Below are 20,875 nucleotides of genomic sequence, written 5' to 3'. Positions count from 1 at the left end.
TGATGTCCAGACGGCTGAATAAAGAAAAACTGGCGGCGCTGTTCAGCGCCGTCTCTCAAGGTCTGGGGGAGTTCTATGCTGCGCCCTACAGACGCACTTTTGCAAAAGCCAGACGTGAGGAGGACGATCTTTTCATGATGCTCGTTTTTTCGGAAAGTCTGGGTATCCCTAATCCCGCTACCTATTACACTCTGGAACTGATGCCCGAGCTCTATGGCCGTTTTCACGATTGGCACGTCCGAATGGGTATGGAACACTCACCACTTGATGGTTTCCGATGCTGCTGAATATCTTGAAAAATCGCAGGGTTCTGTTCTTCGGGGGCAAGGGCGGGGTCGGGAAGACGACGCTGGCCAGTGCAACAGCTGCAGGTCTTGCTCAGCAAGGGCGCCGCATATTGGTGGTCTCGACCGATCCTGCACATAATCTGGGTCATTTGTGGGAACGTGAGATTGGTGCCAGGCCGGTTTCGCTGATGGCCGGTCTGGATGGTATTGAACTTGATCCAGGCAGCACTGTCGATGAGCATCTTAAATCAGTCGAAAATTCATTGCGGAAGCTGATGCCGGAAAGGTTGCATAAGGAAGTCAAACGACATCTGGAGCAGGCGCGTGAAGCACCGGGCATGGTTGAGGCGGCATTGCTGGAGCGGATTGCCGTGACTTTGGAAACAGGGCTTGCTCACTATGACACAGTTATTTTTGACACCGCGCCAACCGGACATACGACCAGACTTCTCGAACTGCCGGAGCTGATGGCGGCATGGACGGACGGCTTGCTCAAGAACCGCGAACGCTCGGGTAATTTCACACGCGCGCTTGGCCAGTTTAAAGCCGTTGATGCCGATAATGATGTTGCCAGTAACCTTTTTGAGGATGAACCAACCCGCGATCATGAAATGCGGGCGGTTTTGATGCGACGGCAGGATCGTTTTCGTAAGTTGCGTGAAATCCTGACAGATAGTGAAACAACGGCCTTCATGATTGTTCTGACCGCTGAGCGGTTGCCGGTTCTCGAAACAATAGAGCTTTGTCAGCGTTTGCATGATTTGCAGGTATCTGTCGGCGGTCTTTTTGTGAACCGTCGTTCACCGCGGGGCGAAAGTGCATTGCTCGATCAGCGTGCAAAGAATGAAGATGAGCATCTGGCGAAATTAATCAAAGCGTTGCAGCCCAAAGTGCCGGAGATTAAACAAATTCCTCTGTCTGCCAATGAGATCATCGGCGGTCAGGAGCTGGTGCATTTTTCCGCCGCCTATCTCGGCTGATTTTTAAAAATGACAGGATATGCTCAAACTCAGATGTCAGATTTCAGGGCAGGCGGCAGGCCAGCCCTATACATGACTTATCCTTGATGCCATGATAGTAACTTCTTCGACTGCGCCTGGGGAGGAGCGTTTCGTATGAACGGGAAGACATGGTCAAAATAAGCACCGTTAACATTCTCAATATGTTGGTGTTTTTCGCCTTTTCTATGGTGCTGTCTGTTGTTCCTGTGCGTTCTTCAGAGCAGGGCGAATTATCGATTATCACGTCATATCCGCCATCGTTTTTTGAGCCGTTTCGCCTCGCATTTGAAAAGCAATATCCTGATATCCGCGTGTCTATCGCCCAAAGAAACACGGCGAGTGCGAACCGTTTCATCATGGAGAAACCGGATATCACGCCGGATATTTTCTGGGCGTCCGCCGCAGATGCTTTTGAATTGTTAAAGCGCAAAAATGCGTTGCGTCCGATCCGCAGCAGGCCAACCGGAGCGCCGCAATATGTTCTTGGCTATCCGGTCAATGATCCTGAAGGATATTATCTAGGATTCGCTCTGTCGGGCTACGGCATTGTGTACAGCCCGTCCTATCTGCTGCAACACAACCTGCCGGTTCCGCGTAATTGGAATGATCTGTTAAAGCCGGTCTATTCGGGTCATATCGGCATTACTTCGCCTTCGCGCTCCGGCACCACGCATCTGATTGTGGAAGTCTTTCTGCAAACCTATGGCTGGGACAAAGGCTGGGCGATGCTCTCCAAACTTGGCGGCAACTTGTCTACAGTAACAGCACGTAGTTTTGGCGTTGCATCCGGTGTGGCGCAGAAGCGTTTCGGCATCGGCATTACGATTGATTTTCTGGCACAGCCTCTCGACGATGCGCATACGGATAATGTTTTCATCATGCCGCCCGATGCGATTTATACGCCAGCCAATATTGCTATTTTGCGGGGTGCTAAAAACATCACCAATGCTGAACGTTTTGTGGATTTTCTACTTTCAGAACAAGGGCAGAAAATCTTGCGCTATCCCGGCATTAACCGCATTCCTGTGCTAAGCAAACTGAATAAAGACCTGTTACCGGCGCCGGACAGACGCGGTCTGATGAATATGGCAGAATTTGACCCGCATTTGTCTGCCGAGAGATATGGTTTGGTCAATCTCATCTTTGATAATTTCATTATTCGCCGCAGAGCAACACTTGGCCGGCTTTGGCGGAAAGTGAATGAGCTGGAAGCGGCTAAATTTGAAAATACAGAAACTCTGAGCACTCTGGCGCGCGCACGGCAGTTACTCAGCACACCGCCCTTGTCGGCACATGAAGCCAATATTTTGAGTGAAGATCTGAAAACAGAATGGCCGCGAAGTGTGGCACGCACAGCGGAGCAGGAGCAATTCTCCGGTGAAATCCGCCGCATCGTTGAACACAATCTGGCAATGATTGAGACCCTGCTTTCATCAGTGTCTCCTGTCACCAATGACAAGAGATGGTACCGGTAATTTGATGGCAGGATTTATGAGAAGAATTGCTACGCCAATAACCCAATGGCGCATTGGTATCGGTGCACGGCTCGGCGCTGCATTTGTGGTGATTGTCGGTCTGGCAGTCGGTGCCTGTATTGTCGGCTGGCTGTCCTATTACCGGCTGTCCGGTGAATTGTCACATATTGCTGAACAGCAAATGCCACGACTGGCTTTTGCGTCCCGTCTGTCAAAAGCAGGTGCGGATATAGGTTCACTGACAGCCGCACTGGCAGGGGCTGAAAGCAGAAGTGAATATACTGCAATGCGGCGTATTTATGCTGCACGGCTCACGGCATTGGAAAACTTGCTGGAAAAAAGTGACCTCAGCGCGACGGTGAATACGATCTTGCCATTGGCGCGTGCTATTGAGCGCAACTTGCAGCAGATTGATCTGACATCGGGCAAGCGCTTCACCTTACTGGAAGCAATACATGCAGATATTGATGAACTGCGCTGGGTGCAGGCTGATCTGATCGATGAAGCCGCACCCTTGGTTGATGATACCCGCTTTAATATTGAAACCGAAATGCGCAATGGCCGTAATGCGGCGGCGCTCAGTGAGCAACGCAAGAGTGAGGCATTGCTGACACTTGTCGCTCAGGCAAGTCTTTCAACAGGTCTGATCGCCCGTCTTGCCAATGCTTCAACATCGGAAGAAATTCAGGAGGCGAATGCCTTTCTCGGTGATAGTGCCGATGAGCTGGCAAACCATCTTGGAACACTCAATAGCTGGCCGGACAGTATAACTGTTCGTCAGCTGGCCAAACGCATTTTGCAAAAGTCTGATCAGGCAACCGGCACGCCAAACCGCAAGCGCTCGCAAATGCGCGAAACTGTGCGCCTCGGGGAACTGGCCGTAATGAACGGACAGCTCGTCAGCGATCTTGGCCGTAATATTGAGACGGAGGTTGTGGCAATCGAAGCAAGTGCGGCGGCAGCGGCCGAACGCGCAGCATCAGCGATTAGCACCGGCAGAAAATTGCTGGCAGTCATTGCTCTGCTTTCTGTGGTTTTGGCCACTGCCATTGGCGTGCTTTATGTTCATAAAAACCTGCTGTTCCGCATCCGGCAACTGGCAACGGCAGCCAGTGCAATCAGTGCGGGGCGACCGGAGATAGAGATACCGGCAAAAGGCACGGACGAGCTTGCTGATCTGGCGGGGGCATTATTACTCTTCCGCCAGACGCGCGACGAGCTTATTCAGTCGGCAAAACTTGCGGCGCTCGGGCAAATGGCGGCGGGTATCGGGCATGAGCTCAATCAGCCGCTTGCAGCAATTCGTGCGCATATACACAGCGGCTCCACCTTGATTACGCGTGGTAAAGGCGAGCAGGCTCTGGTCAATTTTGACAAGATCCGTCAACTGACCACACGAATGGCCGATCAGATCAGTCATATCCGGCGTTTTGCACGGCGACCGGATGTGAAGCAACAAGCCGTTGATCTGTGCAAGAGTGTGCGTGAAGCGCTCAGTCTTCTGGAGCATCGTTTTGAAGATGATGATGTGCGCCTGAAACTCGAACTGCCGGTGTCGGACTGCCCGCTTGTTATGGCTGAACCGGTGCGTCTTGAACAGGTGATTGTCAATCTCATTGCTAATGCTCTGGATGCGGTCAAAGATCAGCCTGTCCGGCAGGTCTCCGTTACTGTTGAGGCGACTGAAAATGGTGCAAATCTGATTATCGCAGATACCGGAACTGGGATTGAGAGCGATCATCTGAAAGCAGTGTTTGATCCGTTTTTCACGACCAAGCCGGTCGGATCGGGATTAGGGCTTGGCCTTTCGATTTCTTATAATATTGTCAAAGACTTCGGTGCCAGCATTGCGGTGCTGGATACAGGACCGCATGGAACGCGGTTTATAGTTTTGCTGAAAGGGCCGGAATGACCTTGCAACCGGATGTTATTCTTATTGATGATGATGCCAGCGTGCTTGAGGCATGCCGTGAAGTGCTGGAGCTTGAAGATTATAGGGTTGCTGCGCATAGCTCGGTTGCATCTGCGCTGCGTGATATGCGTGTTGATAGCGGTGCGATTGTCGTTTCTGATGTGCGCATGCCGGAACATGACGGGTTCGATCTCCTCAAAGCTGTGCAGTCCATTGATGCGGAAATACCGATCGTGCTGATGTCCGGTCATGGCGATATTCCTATGGCTCTGCGTGCTATGCGTGATGGTGCATGGGACTTTCTGGAAAAACCGGCCGATCCGCTGATCCTGATTGAAACTATCCGCCGTGCGCGCAGTCACCGTCAGCTTCTGCTTGAAAATCGCCGGTTACGGCAGGCAGTGGCGGTTGATGGTTGGGAAGCTCGTTTGATCGGCCATTCAGCACCGATTGTACAATTGCGCGAGCGTTTGAAACGTATTTGCGGCGTGGCCACGGATATTTTGCTCATTGGTAAAACCGGTACTGGCAAGGAAGTCACTGCCCGAGCGCTGCATGATTTCAGCAACCGAAAGGGACGTTTTGTGGCCGTGAATTGCGGTGCAATCCCTGAAACAATGCTGGAATCTGAACTTTTCGGCCATGAAGCCGGCGCCTTTACCGGTGCGCGGGAAAAACGCATCGGTAAGATAGAATATGCCAATAATGGCACGCTGTTTCTTGATGAAATAGAATCCATGCCGCTGAGTGCGCAGGTGCGGCTTTTGCGGGTTTTGCAGGAGCGCAAAATAGAGCGCCTTGGCTCAAACACCGAACTCCAGGTGGATATTCAGGTGATTGCAGCCAGTAAAACAGATTTACATAAGCTGGTCGTGCAGGGTAGTTTTCGTGAAGATCTTGCGTACCGGCTTGATATCGCCCGCGTTGAAATTCCGCCGTTGTCAGCCCGCAAAGGCGATGTTGGATTACTGTTCAAGCTGTTTCTTGATCTCGCCGCCAAAAGGCAGGGACGTGCAGCTCCGCGTGTGGATGCAACATTTATTGCCGATCTTGATGGCAGAAGCTGGCCCGGCAATGTCCGCGAATTGCGCAATGTGGCGGAACGCTATGTGCTGGGGCTGGAGAATAATGCGCTGGCCGACTTGTCTTTAGATAAAACACAAACGCTGGAAGCACAGATGGACCGGCTGGAGCGCGCTATCCTGCTTGATACCCTGTCCAACCATGACGGGCGCATTGGCGCTTCGGCGACCGCCTTAGGAATTTCCCGCAAAACGCTTTATCTGAAAATGCGCAAATTCGACATCGCCGCACAGAATGAAGATGAGGAATGATACCCTTATGACCCGCTCGCAGGCCGGTCATGTTACCTTTATGACCCATTTGTGTTTGTGAAAGCCCGCATTTCCGGCGTTTTTGACTTTGGCATGATACTTGCTTCTTTAAAGGTATCGTCTGATCTCAGGCGATACTCTAGGGAGGAGAGTTCTATGTTGAAATCGATTGCAGCCACCATGCTGATGTCAGCGGCTATGATTATCACTGCTTCTGCGCAAAATGGCGGAAAAGTAACTGTCGTCACGTCATTCTCAAAAGACGTGACAGACCCGTTTAAGGCCGGTTTTGAAGCCAATAATCCGGGCTTCACGCTTGATGTTCAAAACAAGAGCACCAGCTCCGGCGTGAAATATGTTGATGAAACAAAATCCAACAATCAGGTTGATCTGTTCTGGGCTTCCGCACCGGATGCTTTTGAAGTGCTCAAAGGTCGTAATCTGCTGAGCAAATTTACCCCGTCTGTCACAGGCCTGCCGGACAAAGTCGGTTCTTATCCGGTTAATGATCCGGATTCTTATTATTTCGGTTTTGCGGCATCCGGTTATGGCATTATGTCCAATGACCGCTATCTGGAAGCAAACAATCTGACAAAACCTGTCGAATGGTTTGATCTGGCCAAGCCGGAATATTATGACCATGTCGCTATTGCGGCTCCGTCACGTTCCGGTACCACTCATCTGACCATTGAAACTATTTTACAGGGTGAGGGCTGGGATCAGGGCTGGGCAACGCTCAAGAATATTGGCGGCAATCTTCAGCAGGTGACAGAACGCTCTTACGGCGTTCCTGATGCGGTGAATTCCGGCCAGACAGGGATTGGCATTGTCATTGACTTCTTTGCCTTCTCGGCACAGGCAAGCGGTTTTCCGGTCAGCTTCTCTTATCCGTCAGTAACAACTGTTGTACCTGCCAATATTGGTGTTGTAGCCAATGCGCCTAATCAGGCGGGCGCGGAAGCCTTTGTTAATTACTTGCTTTCAGAAAAAGGGCAGGCCGTCTTGCTTGAACCGGCGATCCGCCGTCTTCCGATCAATCCGGCCAGTTATGCAAATGCACCGGAAGGATTTCCGAACCCGTTCAAGGATGCGCGTTTTCAGACCATGCTTGTCTTTGACTCTGAAACTTCCAAGAACCGTACCGATGCTGTTGATGCATTATATGATCAGCTGATTTCGTTTCAGCTTGATAATCTGAAAGCCGCAACACGCGCCATTCATGCAGCAGAAAAAGCGCTTGCCACGAATGAACAGGCACCGGCACGCGCGCTCGTGAATGAAGCCCGTGCACTGGTTGCCGCTATGCCGGTCAGTGCTGATGAGGCCGTGAGCCAGCAGCTTCGCGATGCGTTTTCCGGTGGTAAAGAAAAGACAGCCCGTCAGGCCGAGCTTGAACAGCAATGGGCTGCTTTTGCCAAGGAAAAATATTCAGCCGCAAAAGCAAAGGCTGAAGAGGCACTTGCGCTTGTCAACTAAAGTCTGAGCATCTCACGGTCAGACTGTCCGGCTTGACCGTGAGATGCTCCGGCGCATGACAGACCGCCTGCGAAAGCAGGCGGCTCCATCCGATTATCCGCTTTCGTTTGCTCTGGCGCCCTGTGGCTTGCCGGAACAGCCGACTTCATACCGGAGACTGCCGCAATGGCTTTCACATTATCCATTCCAAGAAAACGCATCTCGGCCAGCCCCGGCCAGATCATAACAGCGCTGATTATTGCCCTGTTTCTGGCTGTTTTCCTGCTCATTCCCACCGGAACGGTTATCTATACGGCGTTTACGGAAAAGGGCACCGGCGCACTTACAGCCATCAACTTTATTGATTTTTTTAACACCGAGCTGTTCCGCCGTTCGTTCTTCAATTCGGTCTATGTTGCAGGCATGTCGGTCGTCTGGGCGACGGTCATTGCACTGCCGCTGGCCGTTCTGACCACCCGTTTTGATTTTCGCGGATCCATGATTATCCAGACACTCGGATTCATCCCGCTCATTATGCCGCCTTTTGTGGGCGCGGTGGCGATGCAGCTGTTGTTTGGCCGCAATGGTACGGTCAATCTTCTGCTGAATGACTGGTTCGGCTTCCGTATTCCTTTCATGGAGGGGCTGAACGGCGTTATCTTTGTGCAGTCACTGCATTATTTCCCATTCATTCTCATCAATCTTTCTGCGAGCCTGCGTAATATCGACCGCTCGATGGAAGAGGCTGCGCAAAATCTTGGCTCGTCAGGTTTCCGCCTGTTCCGGCGTATTGTTTTCCCGCTGGCAATGCCGGGTTATCTTGCCGGTGCCTCGCTTGTTTTCGTCAAAGTTTTTGATGATCTGGCGACGCCGTTGCTCCTCAATGTGAAGGATATGCTGGCGCCGCAGGCCTATCTGCGCGTGACCTCGGTTGGTCTGACTGATCCGATGGGTTATGTGATCGCGGTTATTCTGATTGTTGTGTCTATTTTTGCCATGTGGTTGTCCGCAGTTGCCATGCGCGGCAAAGATTATTCCACGGTACAACGCGGCGGCGGCGGGCTGACAAAGCGCAAGCTCACCAGACGCGAAAGTTTCATTGCCTATGCCACGGTCAGTTTCATTCTGCTGCTGGTTCTCTCACCGCATATCGGGTTGCTGTTACTGTCTTTCGCTACGGTCTGGTCATACAGCCCGCTGCCGGACGGTTATACGATGGCGCATTACAGCCGCGTGTTTGGTGAAAGCTCGCTCTATATTAAAAACACGCTGATTTATGTCAGCCTTGCCGGTTTGATTGATGTCATCGTAGGTAGTGCTATTGCCTATCTCGTATTGCGTACAAAGCTGATCGGGCGTCGCTGGCTGGATTGGGCAGCAACCTCGGCACTTGCCATTCCCGGTGTTGTGCTCGGTATTGGTTATCTGCGCACTTTCTACAATATCCCGCTGCCGGACGGCACACCGCTGGCAACGCTTTGGGTTATGCTGGTGCTGGCACTTGCTATCCGCCGTCTGCCTTATGCGCTGCGGGCTTGCTATGCTGCACTTCAGCAGGTGTCTATCTCGCTTGAAGAGGCCGCTGAAAATCTTGGTGCCACCAAACAGAGAACAATCCGCCGCATTGTATTGCCATTGATGACAGGCGGTCTGCTTGCCGGATTTGTCACCAGCTTTGCAACGGCGGCGGTCGAGCTTTCTGCAACGCTGATGCTCATCCAAAGCAATTCTGACGCGCCGATTGCCTATGGGCTTTATGTCTTCATGCAATCACCTGCCGGACGCGGGCCAGGTGCTGCACTCGGGGTTATCGCAGTGATACTGGTCGGGCTCTGCACGTTTTTATCACATTACGTTATTGAACGCCGGCAAAAGACGCTTGGGGCGGCCAAGTAAGATTGGGGAGAAAAAATATGACATTAGACACAAACAGTGCCGCCTTGCCGACAACTCCGGCAAAAGCAATCAGTATCCGCGATGTGAACCTGTCTTATGGTGCGGTTCATGTGCTGAAGGATATTTGTCTGGATATTAAACCCGGCGAATTCTTTGCCTTTCTGGGGCCGTCGGGTTGCGGGAAAACAACATTGTTGCGCCTGATCGCCGGATTTAATGTTGCGCAACAGGGCAAGGTGGAAATTGGCGGTGCGGACGTGCTCGACATGCCGCCGTGGAAACGTGACGTTGGCATGGTGTTCCAGTCTTATGCGCTATGGCCGCATATGACCGTTGCTCGCAATGTTGCTTTTGGTCTGGAAGAGCGCAAACTGCCGCGCAAAGAAGTTGATAAGCGGGTTAAGGCGGCTCTGGAACTGGTGGGGCTGACCCATCTTGCTGATCGTCGTCCTGCCCAGCTTTCCGGTGGACAGCAGCAACGTGTGGCGCTCGCCCGCACAATTGCCATCGAGCCCAAAGTTCTGCTTCTCGATGAACCGCTGTCAAATCTGGATGCGAAAATGCGTGTCGAGGTTCGCCGTGAATTACGCGATTTGCAGCAACGTCTGAAGCTGACGACCATTTTTGTGACCCACGATCAGGAAGAAGCCAATACAGTTTGTGATCGTATCGCGGTCTTCAATGAGGGGCGTATTCAGCAGGTCGGAACGCCGATGAGCCTGTATGAAAAGCCAGCTAATCTGTTTGTCGCCAGCTTTCTCGGAACTGCCAATATTCTCGACGGTCATGTGGAGGATACACCGGACGGTCGTGTTTTTGTGGTGGAAGGGGCGGGCTCTATTCCTGTCCCAGAGGGTACGAAGGTTGCGCAAGGGGCTAAACTGGTATTCCGCCCGCAATATGCAACGATAGGCCATACAGAGGAGGGCGCCGTGGCGCTTGAAGGCACCATCGCGCATCGTGAATTCCTTGGTGCAATCATCCGCTATGGTGTTCAGGTTGGCACTGCGACGGTGTTGATTGATGTGCCGTTTTATACCGGTGACACATTGCTGGAACCGGGAACTGCAACAGTGCTTGGTTTGCAGCCTTCTGCAGCACTCTGGCTGACGGAGTGATAGTGACATCCGCCGGTTGATAACCGGCGGATGCTCCCCCGAACACGACCATAACCGATTACCCCAGCTATTAATTGAGTATATTATGCAGGAACTGCCTGATCTCATTGTTATCCGCCATGGTGAAACCCAGTGGAATGTTGCCGGACGATTGCAGGGCCGGAAAGACACGCCTTTAACGAATAATGGTGTGCGGCAGGCAAAGGCTGTCGGTGTGCGTTTGGCCGATACAATCGCTGCTCATCAAAGTTTGAAATTCTGGAGCAGCCCGCTGCCCCGTGCTTTGCAAACTGCATCCATCCTTGCCGGTATCTGGACTGTCCCTTTTGAGAAATTCACGCAGGCTCCGCTTCTTATGGAGCGGTCATTCGGTGTGTGGGAGGGACAAACATCCGATGAAATCAAACGGGATTTGTCTGATCAGTATCGGGCACAGCAAACTGATCCTTGGGATTATACGATGCCGGAAGGGGAAAGCCGCAATGATCTGAAACAACGGATGCAGACATGGCTGACAACGCTGGAAAAGCAAACAACACATGTTGTGGTAACCCATAGCGGATGCCTGCGGGCGCTGCGCGGTATTTATACAAAAGCATCTTCTGAAGTGATGCTTGCCTATAGCGAACCGCAGACGGCATCATTTTTGCTCTCTTCCGGCCATGAAACCATGCTGGAAATTCCGGCTGGTATTCTACGGGCTATGGGTTGCGAGGGCGCGGGAACCACAGTGCGCCTTTGATTGATTACCATCATGTTCTGATGACATTGCAGTGCAGGATTAACCCGACAAATGAAACAATATAAAAAAGTTAAGATACTCGCGACACTCGGACCGGCTTCTTCCGAAGAGCATATTATCCGGCAGTTGCACGCGGCAGGCGCAGATCTGTTCCGGATCAATATGAGTCATGCCAGCCATGACATGATGCGCCAATTAATCTGGCATATTCGCGCTGTTGAATTACAAAGTGGCCGCCCAATCGGCATTCTTGCTGATTTACAGGGGCCAAAACTGCGTATTGGCAGATTTGCTCAAGGCACAGTAGAACTCAAGATCGGGCAGAGTTTTACATTGGATAACAGGGATGAGCCGGGTGACAACAGTCGTGTTTTTCTTCCGCATCCGGAGATATTTGCAGCGGTGAAGGCGGGGCACCGCCTGCTGATCGATGATGGAAAACTGCATCTACGCGTGGAAAAAGCTGACAATGAGAGCATGACCACCACTGTTGTAGCCGGTACAAAAATCTCTGACCGCAAGGGTGTCAGCCTGCCTGATACATTATTGACCGTGGGTGTTTTGACCGACAAGGATCGGGCAGATCTTGATGCGTTACTTGCAACCGGCGAAATTGACTGGGTTGCTTTGTCTTTCGTGCAAAGGCCGGAAGACTTGATTGAAGTGCGTAAGATTGCCGGTGATCGCGTAGGACTGATGTCCAAGATCGAGAAGCCTCAGGCTCTGGATCATATTGACGAGATTATCAGGCTTTCGGATGCACTGATGGTGGCTCGCGGAGATTTGGGCGTGGAAATGCCGCTTGAATCTGTTCCCGGATTGCAAAAACAACTGACACGGGCGTGCAGACGTGCAGGCAAACCCGTGGTGATTGCCACGCAAATGCTGGAATCTATGATTAGCGCTCCGGTGCCAACGCGTGCAGAAGTTTCGGATGTGGCAACTGCGGTTTTCGAAGGCGCAGACGCCATCATGCTTTCGGCAGAATCCGCTTCAGGTGATTATCCGGTTGAGGCTGTGGCAACAATGGCGTCTATCGCCCGTAATGTGGAGCTTGATCCGCTTTATGCAGGTATTATCAACAAGCAGGGCGCTGCCCCTGAGGCAACCGGTGCTGATGCAATTTCTCTGGCGGCACACCAGATCGCAGTCACGTTAGGGCTTGCTGCCATTGTTTGTTACACCTCGTCGGGTACGACAGGTTTGCGTGCCGCGCGGGAGCGCCCTCCGGTGCCGATTATTGCGCTTTCGCCTGTTGTGCAAACCGCGCGACGGCTGTCTCTGGTCTGGGGTCTTTATTGTGTCACCACGGATGACACCGCAGATATAGATGAAACTGTGAAACGTGCTTGTGCCATTGTGGAAGCGGAAGGTTTCGGCGGGCAGGGAGATAGTATTATCATTTCTGCAGGCGTGCCTTTTGGCATACCGGGCAGCACGAATATGCTGCGTATTGCTGAATTATAGAAGGTATTTTATATTCTCTAACATAAAGCAAGCATTTGCCATCAACAGCATGTATTGATTTCTTGTGTAGTTTGACAGGGGCTCTTGTCAAAGTTTTTCAAGAATGGTAACGTTCCCACAATGATCGATCTAAGAGACCGGTCGCTTGGGAGGAGTGTCAGCTTGAATAAGGATACAGGGCGTCGTGCGACGATCGTCGATGTTGCGAAAAAAGCTGGCTTGTCCAAGAGCACAGTAGCCCGTGTTCTGGCTGGTTCCTCCAATATATCGCAGGATGCTGCCGAACGCGTACAAGCCGCAGTGCTGGCAACCGGTTATGAGCGCAATCATCTGGCAGTCGGCATGCGCTCAGGGCGCAGCGGGTTGCTTGGTCTGGTTATTCCGGACATTACCAACCCGTTTTGGGCGGAAGTGGCGCGCGGTGCGCAGGATCAGGCTGCGAGGCAGGGTGTTTCGCTGCTGGTATTTTCTTCAGACTGGGATGCGGATAAGGAAGCGGCACATCTTCGCGCCTTATGTCAGGCACGCGTAGATGGCGCGATCATCAATCCTGTCGCTGATAATCTTGCTGATCTCGACCGTTTCGGCATGCCTTTTGTGCTGATCGGTTCGAGTGCCGAGCGCTTTCCCGATACGAGCAGTGTCGGGTCAGATATCGTGCAGGGTGTTCGTCTCGGGCTGGATGTGCTGCTCGCGCAGGGGCATGTGCAGCCGGCATTAATCCTCGGGCCTAAATCCCGTTTGGCGCGTGCGCGTTTTCTGCGCGCGGTACGTGAGCATTGCATTGAGCGGGATGTTGACCCCTCAATACTCATCACGGAAGACAGTGACTATACCGTTGAAGGTGGTCGTTCTGCTATGAAACGGCTGTTGCAAGCGCATCAGAATGGTCAGCATCTGGCAGTTTTTTGTGCGAATGATCTGATGGCGCTTGGTGGTATTCTGGCAATCCGTGATGCAGGGCTGTCCTGCCCGCAGGATGTGTCAATTCTCGGTTTTGACGGTATTCCTTCCGGTGCTTTTTCCTGGCCCGGATTGACGACAATTGAAAAAGACGGTCGCCGTATCGGCTCCACGGCAGTCACTGCTTTATATGCAGAAATTGCCGGACGAGCAGAACATGAGCGCATTTATGTGCCGTGCCGTCTTTTGGAGCGCGGCTCACTCGCTGATCTGTCAGAGATGGCAACTGCGCGGCTGGCTGCAAAGGGGTAATTCAGACAATGAGTCATAGTTCTGCATCATCAGTGAGTACTCAAATTGGGAACGTTCCCAAAATGAAGCGCTTTAAAAGCAGCTTCCGCCAGTGGTGGCCTTATTATCTGATGATGGCACCAGCCCTGATTTTCTTTTTTATTTTCCACTATATGCCGGTGTGGGAAGCTAAAATTGCTTTTGAACAATTGCGCATCATTCCGCCGAATATCTGGGTGGGGCTGAAGCATTTTGAACTGTTGTTCTCGTCCACGATTTTCTGGCAGGTGCTGGCCAATACGCTGATTATTTCAGCAATGAAAATCGTCTTTGTGTTTCCCGTGCCGATCATTGTGGCATTGTTGCTCAATGAGGTTCGCGGCACGGGTACCCGTAAATTCATTCAGTCGGCAATTTATCTGCCGCACTTCCTGTCATGGGTAGTAATTGCAGGTATTTTCATTGCTGTTTTGTCGCCGAGCACCGGTGCCGTGAATGAAATTACCGGCTTTTTCGGTTTTCAACCGGTTTCTTTCATGACAGAGACAGGCACAATTCGCTGGGTGCTGGTATTTTCTGAAATCTGGCGTTCTGCTGGCTGGGACAGCCTGCTTTATCTCGCAGCCATTATGTCAATTGATCAGGAACTTTATCAGGCTGCGGAAATTGACGGTGCTAACCGCTGGCAGAAAATTTTCTACGTCACCATTCCGGGTATCGTTCCGACGATTGCTACATTGTTCATTCTGAATGCGGGCATGTTCCTGAATGCTGATCTCAATCAGGTGATCAACTTCACAAACGATATTGTGCGTAGTCAGATCGATATCCTCGATACCTATGTTTATCGCATCGGTTTGCAAACCGGACAATATTCGCTCGCAACCGCAGCTGGTCTGTTTAAGGCAGGGCTCGGCATGATCCTGATTATGAGCGCGCATTTCATCTCGAAAAAGCTGACAGGCAAGGGGATCTGGTGATGGCAGCAGGTAAAATCCGTCGCTCTCCGCTGGAGCGGGCAGAATATGCAATCATTCTCTCTACCTTGCTGCTGCTTGTGGTGGTGATGGTTCAGCCGCTGCTTAATCTACTGGCTGTTTCCCTGTCATCGCCTTCCGAAGTCGCACGGATGAGCGGTCTCACAATCATTCCGGAAGGTTTTTCGCTTGAGGTCTGGAAGCTGCTGATCACTAATCCGGCTGTGCAGCAGGGGCTGATCAACTCGGTCTTTATTACGCTGACCAGTACGGTTCTCGGTGTATGCTTTACAGCACTGATGGCGTGGGGATTGTCGCGTCCGGGCTTGCCGGGACGCCGCATCATTCTGGTCTTCGTATTGGTGACGATTGTTTTCGATCCCGGCATTATACCGGATTATTTTCTCAACAAGCGTCTGGGGCTGATCGACAGCTATTGGTCTGTGATCCTCTTCAAACTGGTCAATGCCTGGTATCTGATCATTCTGATCCGTTTTTTTGAAGAAGTGCCTAATGAAATTCTGGAAGCCGCAGAACTCGATGGCGCCAATGTTTTTCAGACATTTTGGTATGTCGTATTACCGGTTTCAAAATCAGCTTTGGCAACGATTGCTTTGTTCTATTTCGTTTTCCATTGGAACGATTTCTTCCGCCCGATGATCTACCTCAATGACCAGTCCAAATGGCCGCTGCAGGTTGTACTGCGCCAATTTGTGGTCGAGGGCGACAAGATTGCCATGGTCGGGCTGGAAAATTCCGTCAATTACACAGGCGCAAGCCAGATCAATATCAGGGCGCTGAGCGCAGGTATGATCCTGCTCACGATTGTACCGATCCTGGCGATCTATCCGTTAATCCTGAAGTTTTTCACTAAAGGCACGATGAGCGGCGCGCTCAAGGGCTGATTATTCCGGCACATATAAAGGGGAAGGACATATGCTGAAAAATAATCTTATTCTGTCTGTCAGTGTGGTTGCGCTGCTGTCTGCTGCAGCATTGCCGGCACTGGCCGAGCCGGTCACTATACGCGTAGTGGCGAAGGATCTGCTCAACACCAATCCGGATGACGTGAAACTCATTGAGAAATATGAAGCGGCGCTGAAGGCAAAAGGGACAGATCTGAAGATTGAGATCGTCAATCTTCCGGCTTCCGGCTATGCTGATAAGCTCGGCGCGATGATGTTGTCCGGCGACATTCCCGATCTGATTTATTTTCAGGGCGGTGACACGGTAATGGCCGAGCAGGGCGTTCTTGAAAACTGGAACGACTGGCTGCCGAAAACAACTTATCTGAAAGATGCGCTTTACCCGCACAATACCGCTCGTCTGCAGAATTATCCGTATCTGCTTTATGCATTCCCGCCGCGGATTTCGCAGCCGGTTATGCGTGAAGACTGGTTGAGCAAAACCGGACTGGCTGCACCGAAAACGGTTGATGACTATGTTGCTTTGTTCAAGGCGATTAAGAGCGGCAATTTTGGTGGTGCAGGCAGTGACAAATCCTATGCGCTGACCGTGCCGGGCAGCATGGATGAAGCCGATACGATTTTTAATCAGGCATTCGGCGTCAGCTCATCCTGGCTGAAAGACAAAGAGGGCAACTGGATTGCCTCACAGATTTCTGAGCAGGAAAAAGCCAAGCTGACTTTCTATGCATCGCTGCGTGAGCAAGGACTGCTGGATCCGGAATATATCACCACCAAATGGGATACCAAGGAAGACAAGTTCTATTCCGGACGCGTCGGTATGGTGTTCTCGGCATCGGCTGAGAATGTGGATGTTTATCGCGGTAAGATGAAACAGGCGAATCCTGATGCTAATCCGGAACTGGTTCTGTTGGCACCGCCTGCAGGCACCGGTGGCGAAGGTCTGGCCGCTGTTGATGTTTCCAAGGAAACACGTGGTTTTGCAATTTCAGCTCTCTCGAAGCACAAAGAAGAAGTTGTTAAATTTCTTGATTTTGTGGCCAGCCCTGAAGGGCAGGCATTGGAACGCCTTGGTTTTGAAGGTGAGCAATATACCCGTGACGGCGAGACCATCAAGCCAACAGACAAAATGGCAACCTGGTATGTACGCTTTATCGCGGCCGCAAACTGGAAACTACCGGAAGGTGTGAGAAGCCCTGCTGCCGCGCAGTTTCTGACCAATATCACCCAAAGCTACAAGCCTGATAATGCATTTATCTGGCCGAATGAATATGCGCCTGATCTGGATGCGGCGCAGAATGTCTACAAGGCATGGGCTTATAAATTTATCTCCGGACAAGCGGGTTTCGATCAGTGGGATCAGTTTGTTTCTGAGTGGAAGACTGCCGGCGGTGACCGGCTGACTGAATATGCGAGGACTGTATTAAAATGATGGACACATTTGCTCCTTTGTCTCTGCAAGGACGAATTCGGGCAGTTCTTTATGGCGTCGCTTACGGTGACGCCATCGGGGCACCGGTTGAAAAACTTTCAGCCGAGCAAATTCGCCAGCGTTACGGCCGTGTTACCAATCTGAATACAGAATGGCATCGCATGTCGGAGAGCGGCATAGCCCGTAACTGGCGTGTTCGGGGCAGTGGTATCGTGACTGATGATACGCTGATGACCCTGTGTCTGATGAATATTTATAATGACGTACGCCGTCATATTGATGCCTGGGATATGGCGGACGGTATGGTGCGTGAAATTGCATGGACACCGCGCTGGGTTCCTGAATTGCAGCGTGAGGCCATGCTGATTGAGCGCCTGTTCTATCCGGAAAAATGGATTTTTCAGCGTCATCAGCTGTCCAATTGCGATCCGCGTGAAGGTGGTATCGGCAATATGGTGAATTGCGGTGCGGCGATGTATATTGCGCCGGTTGGCGTGATGAATGCCTGCAATCCGAAAGCGGCCTATGATGAGGCGATTGCTTTCGCATCCGGCCATCAGCAGAGCTATGGTCTGGAAGCCGCAGGTGTGTTGGCGGCAGCGATTGCAGCGGCTTTTATTCCGCACATTACCATCGATGAAGTGGTCAATGAGGCCGTTGCATTAGCAAAAGACGGTACAAAACAGGCTATTCTTGAAATTGTAGCCGCTGCAAAGACCCTCAAAGGGCAGGACGCGGATAAAGTCACTGAGGTTTTCCAGACGATTATCGGAAAATATTCACCGATGGGTGATGATGTCACGCATTCTGTGAAGAAAACCGGTGTGGCCAGTGAAGCCTATCGTCCGTCCCGCCTCAATGCGATTGAGGAACTGCCACTGGCCTTAGGTTTTGCAGTGGTCAATGACGGTGACTTCTACAAGACCATTCATGACGGCATTAACTCCGGACGCGACACGGATTCCATCGGCGTCATGGCCGGTGCCATTCTCGGCGCTATGCATGGTGCGTCTGTCATTGACGATACGGATGCGGCATTGCTGGATTCAGCCAATAAGCTTGAGCTGAACAAGTCGGCTGATGCATTTTATCAAACCGTAATGGAAATACAAAAAGCAGACAGGCAGTCGGAGCAGCGCAGAGCATCGATGTGGGATCATCTCACAAGCAATGCCGCTCACGCTGCTGCCTGACGCTATTTTACGATCAATAACATATACCGGAGCCATAAATGTCTGAAATCGAACTGAGAAATGTAGGTAAGAGCTATGGAAAAACCTCTGTGCTTGCAGACATTTCGCTCGAGATGGGTGATGGGGAATTTGTGGTTCTGGTTGGTCCGTCCGGCTGCGGAAAATCAACGCTTTTGCGCATGATTGCCGGACTGGAAGATATTACCTCCGGTGAAATCCGCATCGGGGGTAAGGTCGTCAATGATATGCGCGCGAAAGAGCGTGACATTGCGATGGTTTTTCAGAGTTATGCGCTTTATCCGCATATGAAAGTTGCGGAAAATATGAGCTTTTCTCTGAAGCTGAGTGGTACACCGAAAGAAGAAATCCGCAAACGTGTGCAGGAAGCGGCAGAAATACTCGGCCTTGAGAAATTGCTGGACCGTTTCCCGCGCGAGCTTTCCGGCGGTCAGCGTCAGCGCGTGGCGATGGGGCGTGCCATTGTGCGTGCGCCAAGAGCGTTTCTGTTTGATGAGCCGTTGTCCAATCTTGATGCCAAATTGCGTGTAAAAATGCGCAGTGAGATTAAAAAACTGCATCAACGTCTCGGAAAAACCACTGTTTATGTCACCCATGACCAGACGGAAGCGATGACTATGGCTGATAAAATCGTGGTGCTGAATGGCGGGAAGATCGAACAATATGGGCCGCCGCTGGAACTGTATAATGATCCGGCCAATATATTTGTGGCGGGTTTTATTGGCTCTCCGGAAATCAATTTGCTGAAAACAGAGGCGAGGGGTGATCATGCTGTCACGGAGGACGGTATTGTTTTGCCGCTTGTCTCTCCGTTAAAATCACAAACCAGCATGATGTATGGCATCCGCCCGCAGCATATTGAGATTGCTGATGAAGGTATTGAGGGGCTGGTGACATTGGTTGAGCCAACCGGCGATAGTCAGGAACTGGTGGTTAAAGTCGGTGAGCAGGACATCCATGTCATTGCCAAAGGCGACCGACAGTTTACGACTGGTATGACAGTCAGGCTGGCTCTTGATGCTGCAAAAGTTCTGCTTTTTGACAGCGTATCCGGTGAGCGTCTGCGTTATTAAATCCCGATGGAAGGCAATCTGTTTCCGAGTAAAGCGAAGTCTTATTTGAAGTAGGGCACTTGTGTAGAGCGGCTAGCGAAGTGCAATGCTTTGCACCATTCGCTTAGCTAAAAAATTGACCACTGCCCGTACAGATGGCAATTGTCCGCGGCGATGGAACGGTGATTTAAACACAGCCCGACACAACCTGCCTCAGCCTGTACCCGCGTGAGGCTGACAGGATTGGCGGTGTTTGTTTCATTGTAACCGGCGATCCACAGCACCTCGGCGCGGATAGATAGACAGATCTTCGTCTTCCGGATCGGTTTCAAGGCGTTTCAGGATCGGGCAATGCGGCCGGTGATCCCCCTGACAGGCATTGACCAGCATTGTCAGTGTGTTGGACATATCCTGTAGAGCAGACGATGGTACCGTAGCGGTGATTGCGCCGGAATGCCCAATCATCCACGCCGACCACATTGATTTTTTCATGTCTAACCGCTGATCTTCTTCACACCGTGTGGATGGGCGTGTCGTTGCTCACAGGTATCATCAGGCGTTTGGCAAAGGCTGCAGCGGGACGTCGTCCCAAAGCTAATCCAAGATGATGCACAATAGTATCCAGTCGGACAGTCCGGCGGCTGCACTCGCTCATTAAAATCCATCCCATCTGCAAACTCCCGCATCCTCAAATGCAGAGAGTGTGACATTCTTACTTTGCAGAAACAGGACATTTTAACTTTTCGGCTACAGATGCCAATTAGATAATCTATCTTATGGAACTGAACTATGTGAAGTTAAACGACAGAGTATGTGTCTGCCACGTATAAATGTTTGGTTTTTGCATCTGACTTTCATCTAATCGGTGATTATAATTTCACATTCATAAGTTACCGATCGCTTTGCCTATTTGCCAATAAATGCGCCCGACGATCATACCGCCGTCTACAGTAAGCTTCAGGTTCCACGGAAATACAACGGCCGCGCCAATTTCATCCGGACTTGCGCCACGCGACAATAATGTCGCATTATGTTTACCCTTAAAAAAGGCCCTTGTTTTAGTAACATCGTGTTCGGTGTTTGGCTTCAGTACCATTGATGTTTCCACTAGCTCGATCATAAGGAAAATCGAACGTTGGCACCAGACGCTCAAGAGCCGCATCCTGCTGGAAAACTAGTTCTTCCAAGAGGATATTAAAGCCCAGATCGCGGCGGAAATCCACTTAGCCAAACGCACGAAACTGTTCAGACAATCCGAACCACCTCTTACCGCGATGGCGTAAACTCGCCTCATACTGAGCCCAATTGGTGATCCGGTATTTTTGCTTGTGGATCTTATGGCGATAATCAGAATTGTGTTTGATTGGCATAAGCAGGTTCACGAGCAAGTCAAAAC

18 protein-coding genes and 2 pseudogenes are annotated in these 20,875 nt (G+C 51.3%); 16 read left to right on the top strand and 4 right to left on the bottom strand.

What is annotated here, in order from left to right:
• The first annotated feature begins 2 nt into the window (after positions 1–2).
• The 16 genes from BKD14_RS13215 (at position 3) to ugpC (ending at position 19,500) form a co-directional block, all read left to right on the top strand.
• Positions 3–287, top strand: coding sequence for a cory-CC-star protein (locus BKD14_RS13215; protein WP_075656711.1), 285 nt, complete (start codon positions 3–5; stop codon positions 285–287).
• On the top strand, positions 278–1,267 hold the full coding sequence (locus BKD14_RS13210; RefSeq protein ID WP_075656709.1) for an ArsA family ATPase: 990 nt from the start codon (positions 278–280) through the stop codon (positions 1,265–1,267). Before BKD14_RS13215 ends, BKD14_RS13210 begins: the two co-directional genes overlap by 10 nt.
• A 149-nt stretch (positions 1,268–1,416) precedes the next feature.
• Positions 1,417–2,763, top strand: a complete 1,347-nt coding sequence (locus BKD14_RS13205; protein ID WP_075656707.1) for an extracellular solute-binding protein — start codon at positions 1,417–1,419, stop codon at positions 2,761–2,763.
• Positions 2,764–2,779: 16 nt separating this feature from the next.
• On the top strand, positions 2,780–4,675 hold the full coding sequence (locus tag BKD14_RS13200; protein WP_075656936.1) for a HAMP domain-containing histidine kinase: 1,896 nt from the start codon (positions 2,780–2,782) through the stop codon (positions 4,673–4,675).
• Entirely contained in the window at positions 4,672–6,009 is a 1,338-nt protein-coding gene (locus tag BKD14_RS13195; RefSeq protein ID WP_075656705.1) for a sigma-54 dependent transcriptional regulator, read from the top strand. The genes BKD14_RS13200 and BKD14_RS13195 overlap by 4 nt, the downstream gene beginning before the upstream one ends.
• 156 nt (positions 6,010–6,165) lie before the next feature.
• A complete protein-coding gene (locus tag BKD14_RS13190; RefSeq protein WP_075656703.1) occupies positions 6,166–7,485 on the top strand; it encodes an extracellular solute-binding protein in 1,320 nt (439 codons plus the stop codon).
• Between the two features lie 165 nt (positions 7,486–7,650).
• Entirely contained in the window at positions 7,651–9,360 is a 1,710-nt protein-coding gene (locus BKD14_RS13180; RefSeq protein WP_075656699.1) for an iron ABC transporter permease, read from the top strand.
• A 17-nt stretch (positions 9,361–9,377) separates the two neighbouring features.
• A complete protein-coding gene (locus tag BKD14_RS13175) occupies positions 9,378–10,478 on the top strand; it encodes an ABC transporter ATP-binding protein (protein ID WP_075656697.1) in 1,101 nt (366 codons plus the stop codon).
• An 85-nt stretch (positions 10,479–10,563) separates the two neighbouring features.
• Positions 10,564–11,220 (top strand): histidine phosphatase family protein, encoded by a 657-nt coding sequence (locus BKD14_RS13170; RefSeq protein ID WP_075656695.1) that lies wholly within the window; start codon positions 10,564–10,566, stop codon positions 11,218–11,220.
• A 51-nt stretch (positions 11,221–11,271) separates the two neighbouring features.
• Positions 11,272–12,687: a pyruvate kinase gene (pyk, locus tag BKD14_RS13165; protein WP_075656693.1), complete on the top strand. Its 1,416-nt coding sequence runs from the start codon at positions 11,272–11,274 to the stop codon at positions 12,685–12,687.
• A 162-nt stretch (positions 12,688–12,849) separates the two neighbouring features.
• Positions 12,850–13,902 (top strand): LacI family DNA-binding transcriptional regulator, encoded by a 1,053-nt coding sequence (locus BKD14_RS13160; RefSeq protein WP_245293642.1) that lies wholly within the window; start codon positions 12,850–12,852, stop codon positions 13,900–13,902.
• A gap of 62 nt (positions 13,903–13,964) precedes the next feature.
• Positions 13,965–14,861: an ABC transporter permease subunit gene (locus BKD14_RS13155; protein ID WP_075656691.1), complete on the top strand. Its 897-nt coding sequence runs from the start codon at positions 13,965–13,967 to the stop codon at positions 14,859–14,861.
• On the top strand, positions 14,861–15,763 hold the full coding sequence (locus tag BKD14_RS13150) for a carbohydrate ABC transporter permease (RefSeq protein ID WP_083647129.1): 903 nt from the start codon (positions 14,861–14,863) through the stop codon (positions 15,761–15,763). Before BKD14_RS13155 ends, BKD14_RS13150 begins: the two co-directional genes overlap by 1 nt.
• Before the next feature lie 31 nt (positions 15,764–15,794).
• Positions 15,795–17,216: an extracellular solute-binding protein gene (locus BKD14_RS13145; protein ID WP_075656689.1), complete on the top strand. Its 1,422-nt coding sequence runs from the start codon at positions 15,795–15,797 to the stop codon at positions 17,214–17,216.
• Positions 17,213–18,409, top strand: a complete 1,197-nt coding sequence (locus BKD14_RS13140; RefSeq protein WP_075656687.1) for an ADP-ribosylglycohydrolase family protein — start codon at positions 17,213–17,215, stop codon at positions 18,407–18,409. Before BKD14_RS13145 ends, BKD14_RS13140 begins: the two co-directional genes overlap by 4 nt.
• Positions 18,410–18,447: 38 nt before the next feature.
• On the top strand, positions 18,448–19,500 hold the full coding sequence (gene ugpC / locus BKD14_RS13135) for a sn-glycerol-3-phosphate ABC transporter ATP-binding protein UgpC (protein ID WP_075656685.1): 1,053 nt from the start codon (positions 18,448–18,450) through the stop codon (positions 19,498–19,500).
• Positions 19,501–19,737: 237 nt separating this feature from the next.
• Here the strand turns inward: ugpC and BKD14_RS13130 are convergent, their stop codons facing one another.
• The 4 genes and pseudogenes from BKD14_RS13130 to BKD14_RS19560 all read right to left on the bottom strand — a co-directional run.
• Entirely contained in the window at positions 19,738–19,971 is a 234-nt protein-coding gene (locus tag BKD14_RS13130; RefSeq protein ID WP_306401455.1) for a hypothetical protein, read from the bottom strand.
• Positions 19,898–20,122 (bottom strand): annotated as a pseudogene (locus tag BKD14_RS19025) (ISL3 family transposase); the annotation flags it as partial. The gene BKD14_RS13130 and the pseudogene BKD14_RS19025, both read right to left, overlap by 74 nt.
• Positions 20,123–20,362: 240 nt before the next feature.
• Positions 20,363–20,575, bottom strand: coding sequence for a hypothetical protein (locus BKD14_RS13125; protein ID WP_139316418.1), 213 nt, complete (start codon positions 20,573–20,575; stop codon positions 20,363–20,365).
• Between the two features lie 172 nt (positions 20,576–20,747).
• Positions 20,748–20,849 (bottom strand): annotated as a pseudogene (locus BKD14_RS19560) (IS5/IS1182 family transposase); the annotation flags it as partial.
• Positions 20,850–20,875 lie beyond the last annotated feature (26 nt).

Origin of the sequence: Pseudochrobactrum sp. B5, assembly GCF_001939785.1 — a bacterium.
Lineage (GTDB): Bacteria > Pseudomonadota > Alphaproteobacteria > Rhizobiales > Rhizobiaceae > Pseudochrobactrum > Pseudochrobactrum saccharolyticum.
The sequence above is the reverse complement of the archived record's forward strand: the minus strand, read 5'-3'. Positions and strand labels throughout refer to the sequence as shown.

Excerpts from the sequence above, each read along its gene's own strand:
- BKD14_RS13150 (WP_083647129.1), top strand. The coding sequence starts at position 14,861 with ATGGCAGCAGGTAAAATCCGTCGCTCTCCGCTGGAGCGGGCAGAATAT.
- BKD14_RS13170 (WP_075656695.1), top strand. The coding sequence starts at position 10,564 with ATGCAGGAACTGCCTGATCTCATTGTTATCCGCCATGGTGAAACCCAG.
- BKD14_RS13210 (WP_075656709.1), top strand. The coding sequence starts at position 278 with ATGCTGCTGAATATCTTGAAAAATCGCAGGGTTCTGTTCTTCGGGGGC.
- BKD14_RS13155 (WP_075656691.1), top strand. The coding sequence starts at position 13,965 with ATGAAGCGCTTTAAAAGCAGCTTCCGCCAGTGGTGGCCTTATTATCTG.
- ugpC (WP_075656685.1), top strand. The coding sequence starts at position 18,448 with ATGTCTGAAATCGAACTGAGAAATGTAGGTAAGAGCTATGGAAAAACC.
- BKD14_RS13140 (WP_075656687.1), top strand. The coding sequence starts at position 17,213 with ATGATGGACACATTTGCTCCTTTGTCTCTGCAAGGACGAATTCGGGCA.
- BKD14_RS13215 (WP_075656711.1), top strand. The coding sequence starts at position 3 with ATGTCCAGACGGCTGAATAAAGAAAAACTGGCGGCGCTGTTCAGCGCC.
- BKD14_RS13145 (WP_075656689.1), top strand. The coding sequence starts at position 15,795 with ATGCTGAAAAATAATCTTATTCTGTCTGTCAGTGTGGTTGCGCTGCTG.
- BKD14_RS13130 (WP_306401455.1), bottom strand. The coding sequence starts at position 19,971 with ATGAAAAAATCAATGTGGTCGGCGTGGATGATTGGGCATTCCGGCGCA.
- BKD14_RS13190 (WP_075656703.1), top strand. The coding sequence starts at position 6,166 with ATGTTGAAATCGATTGCAGCCACCATGCTGATGTCAGCGGCTATGATT.
- BKD14_RS13205 (WP_075656707.1), top strand. The coding sequence starts at position 1,417 with ATGGTCAAAATAAGCACCGTTAACATTCTCAATATGTTGGTGTTTTTC.
- BKD14_RS13195 (WP_075656705.1), top strand. The coding sequence starts at position 4,672 with ATGACCTTGCAACCGGATGTTATTCTTATTGATGATGATGCCAGCGTG.
- BKD14_RS13125 (WP_139316418.1), bottom strand. The coding sequence starts at position 20,575 with ATGGTACTGAAGCCAAACACCGAACACGATGTTACTAAAACAAGGGCC.
- pyk (WP_075656693.1), top strand. The coding sequence starts at position 11,272 with ATGAAACAATATAAAAAAGTTAAGATACTCGCGACACTCGGACCGGCT.
- BKD14_RS13180 (WP_075656699.1), top strand. The coding sequence starts at position 7,651 with ATGGCTTTCACATTATCCATTCCAAGAAAACGCATCTCGGCCAGCCCC.
- BKD14_RS13200 (WP_075656936.1), top strand. The coding sequence starts at position 2,780 with ATGAGAAGAATTGCTACGCCAATAACCCAATGGCGCATTGGTATCGGT.
- BKD14_RS13175 (WP_075656697.1), top strand. The coding sequence starts at position 9,378 with ATGACATTAGACACAAACAGTGCCGCCTTGCCGACAACTCCGGCAAAA.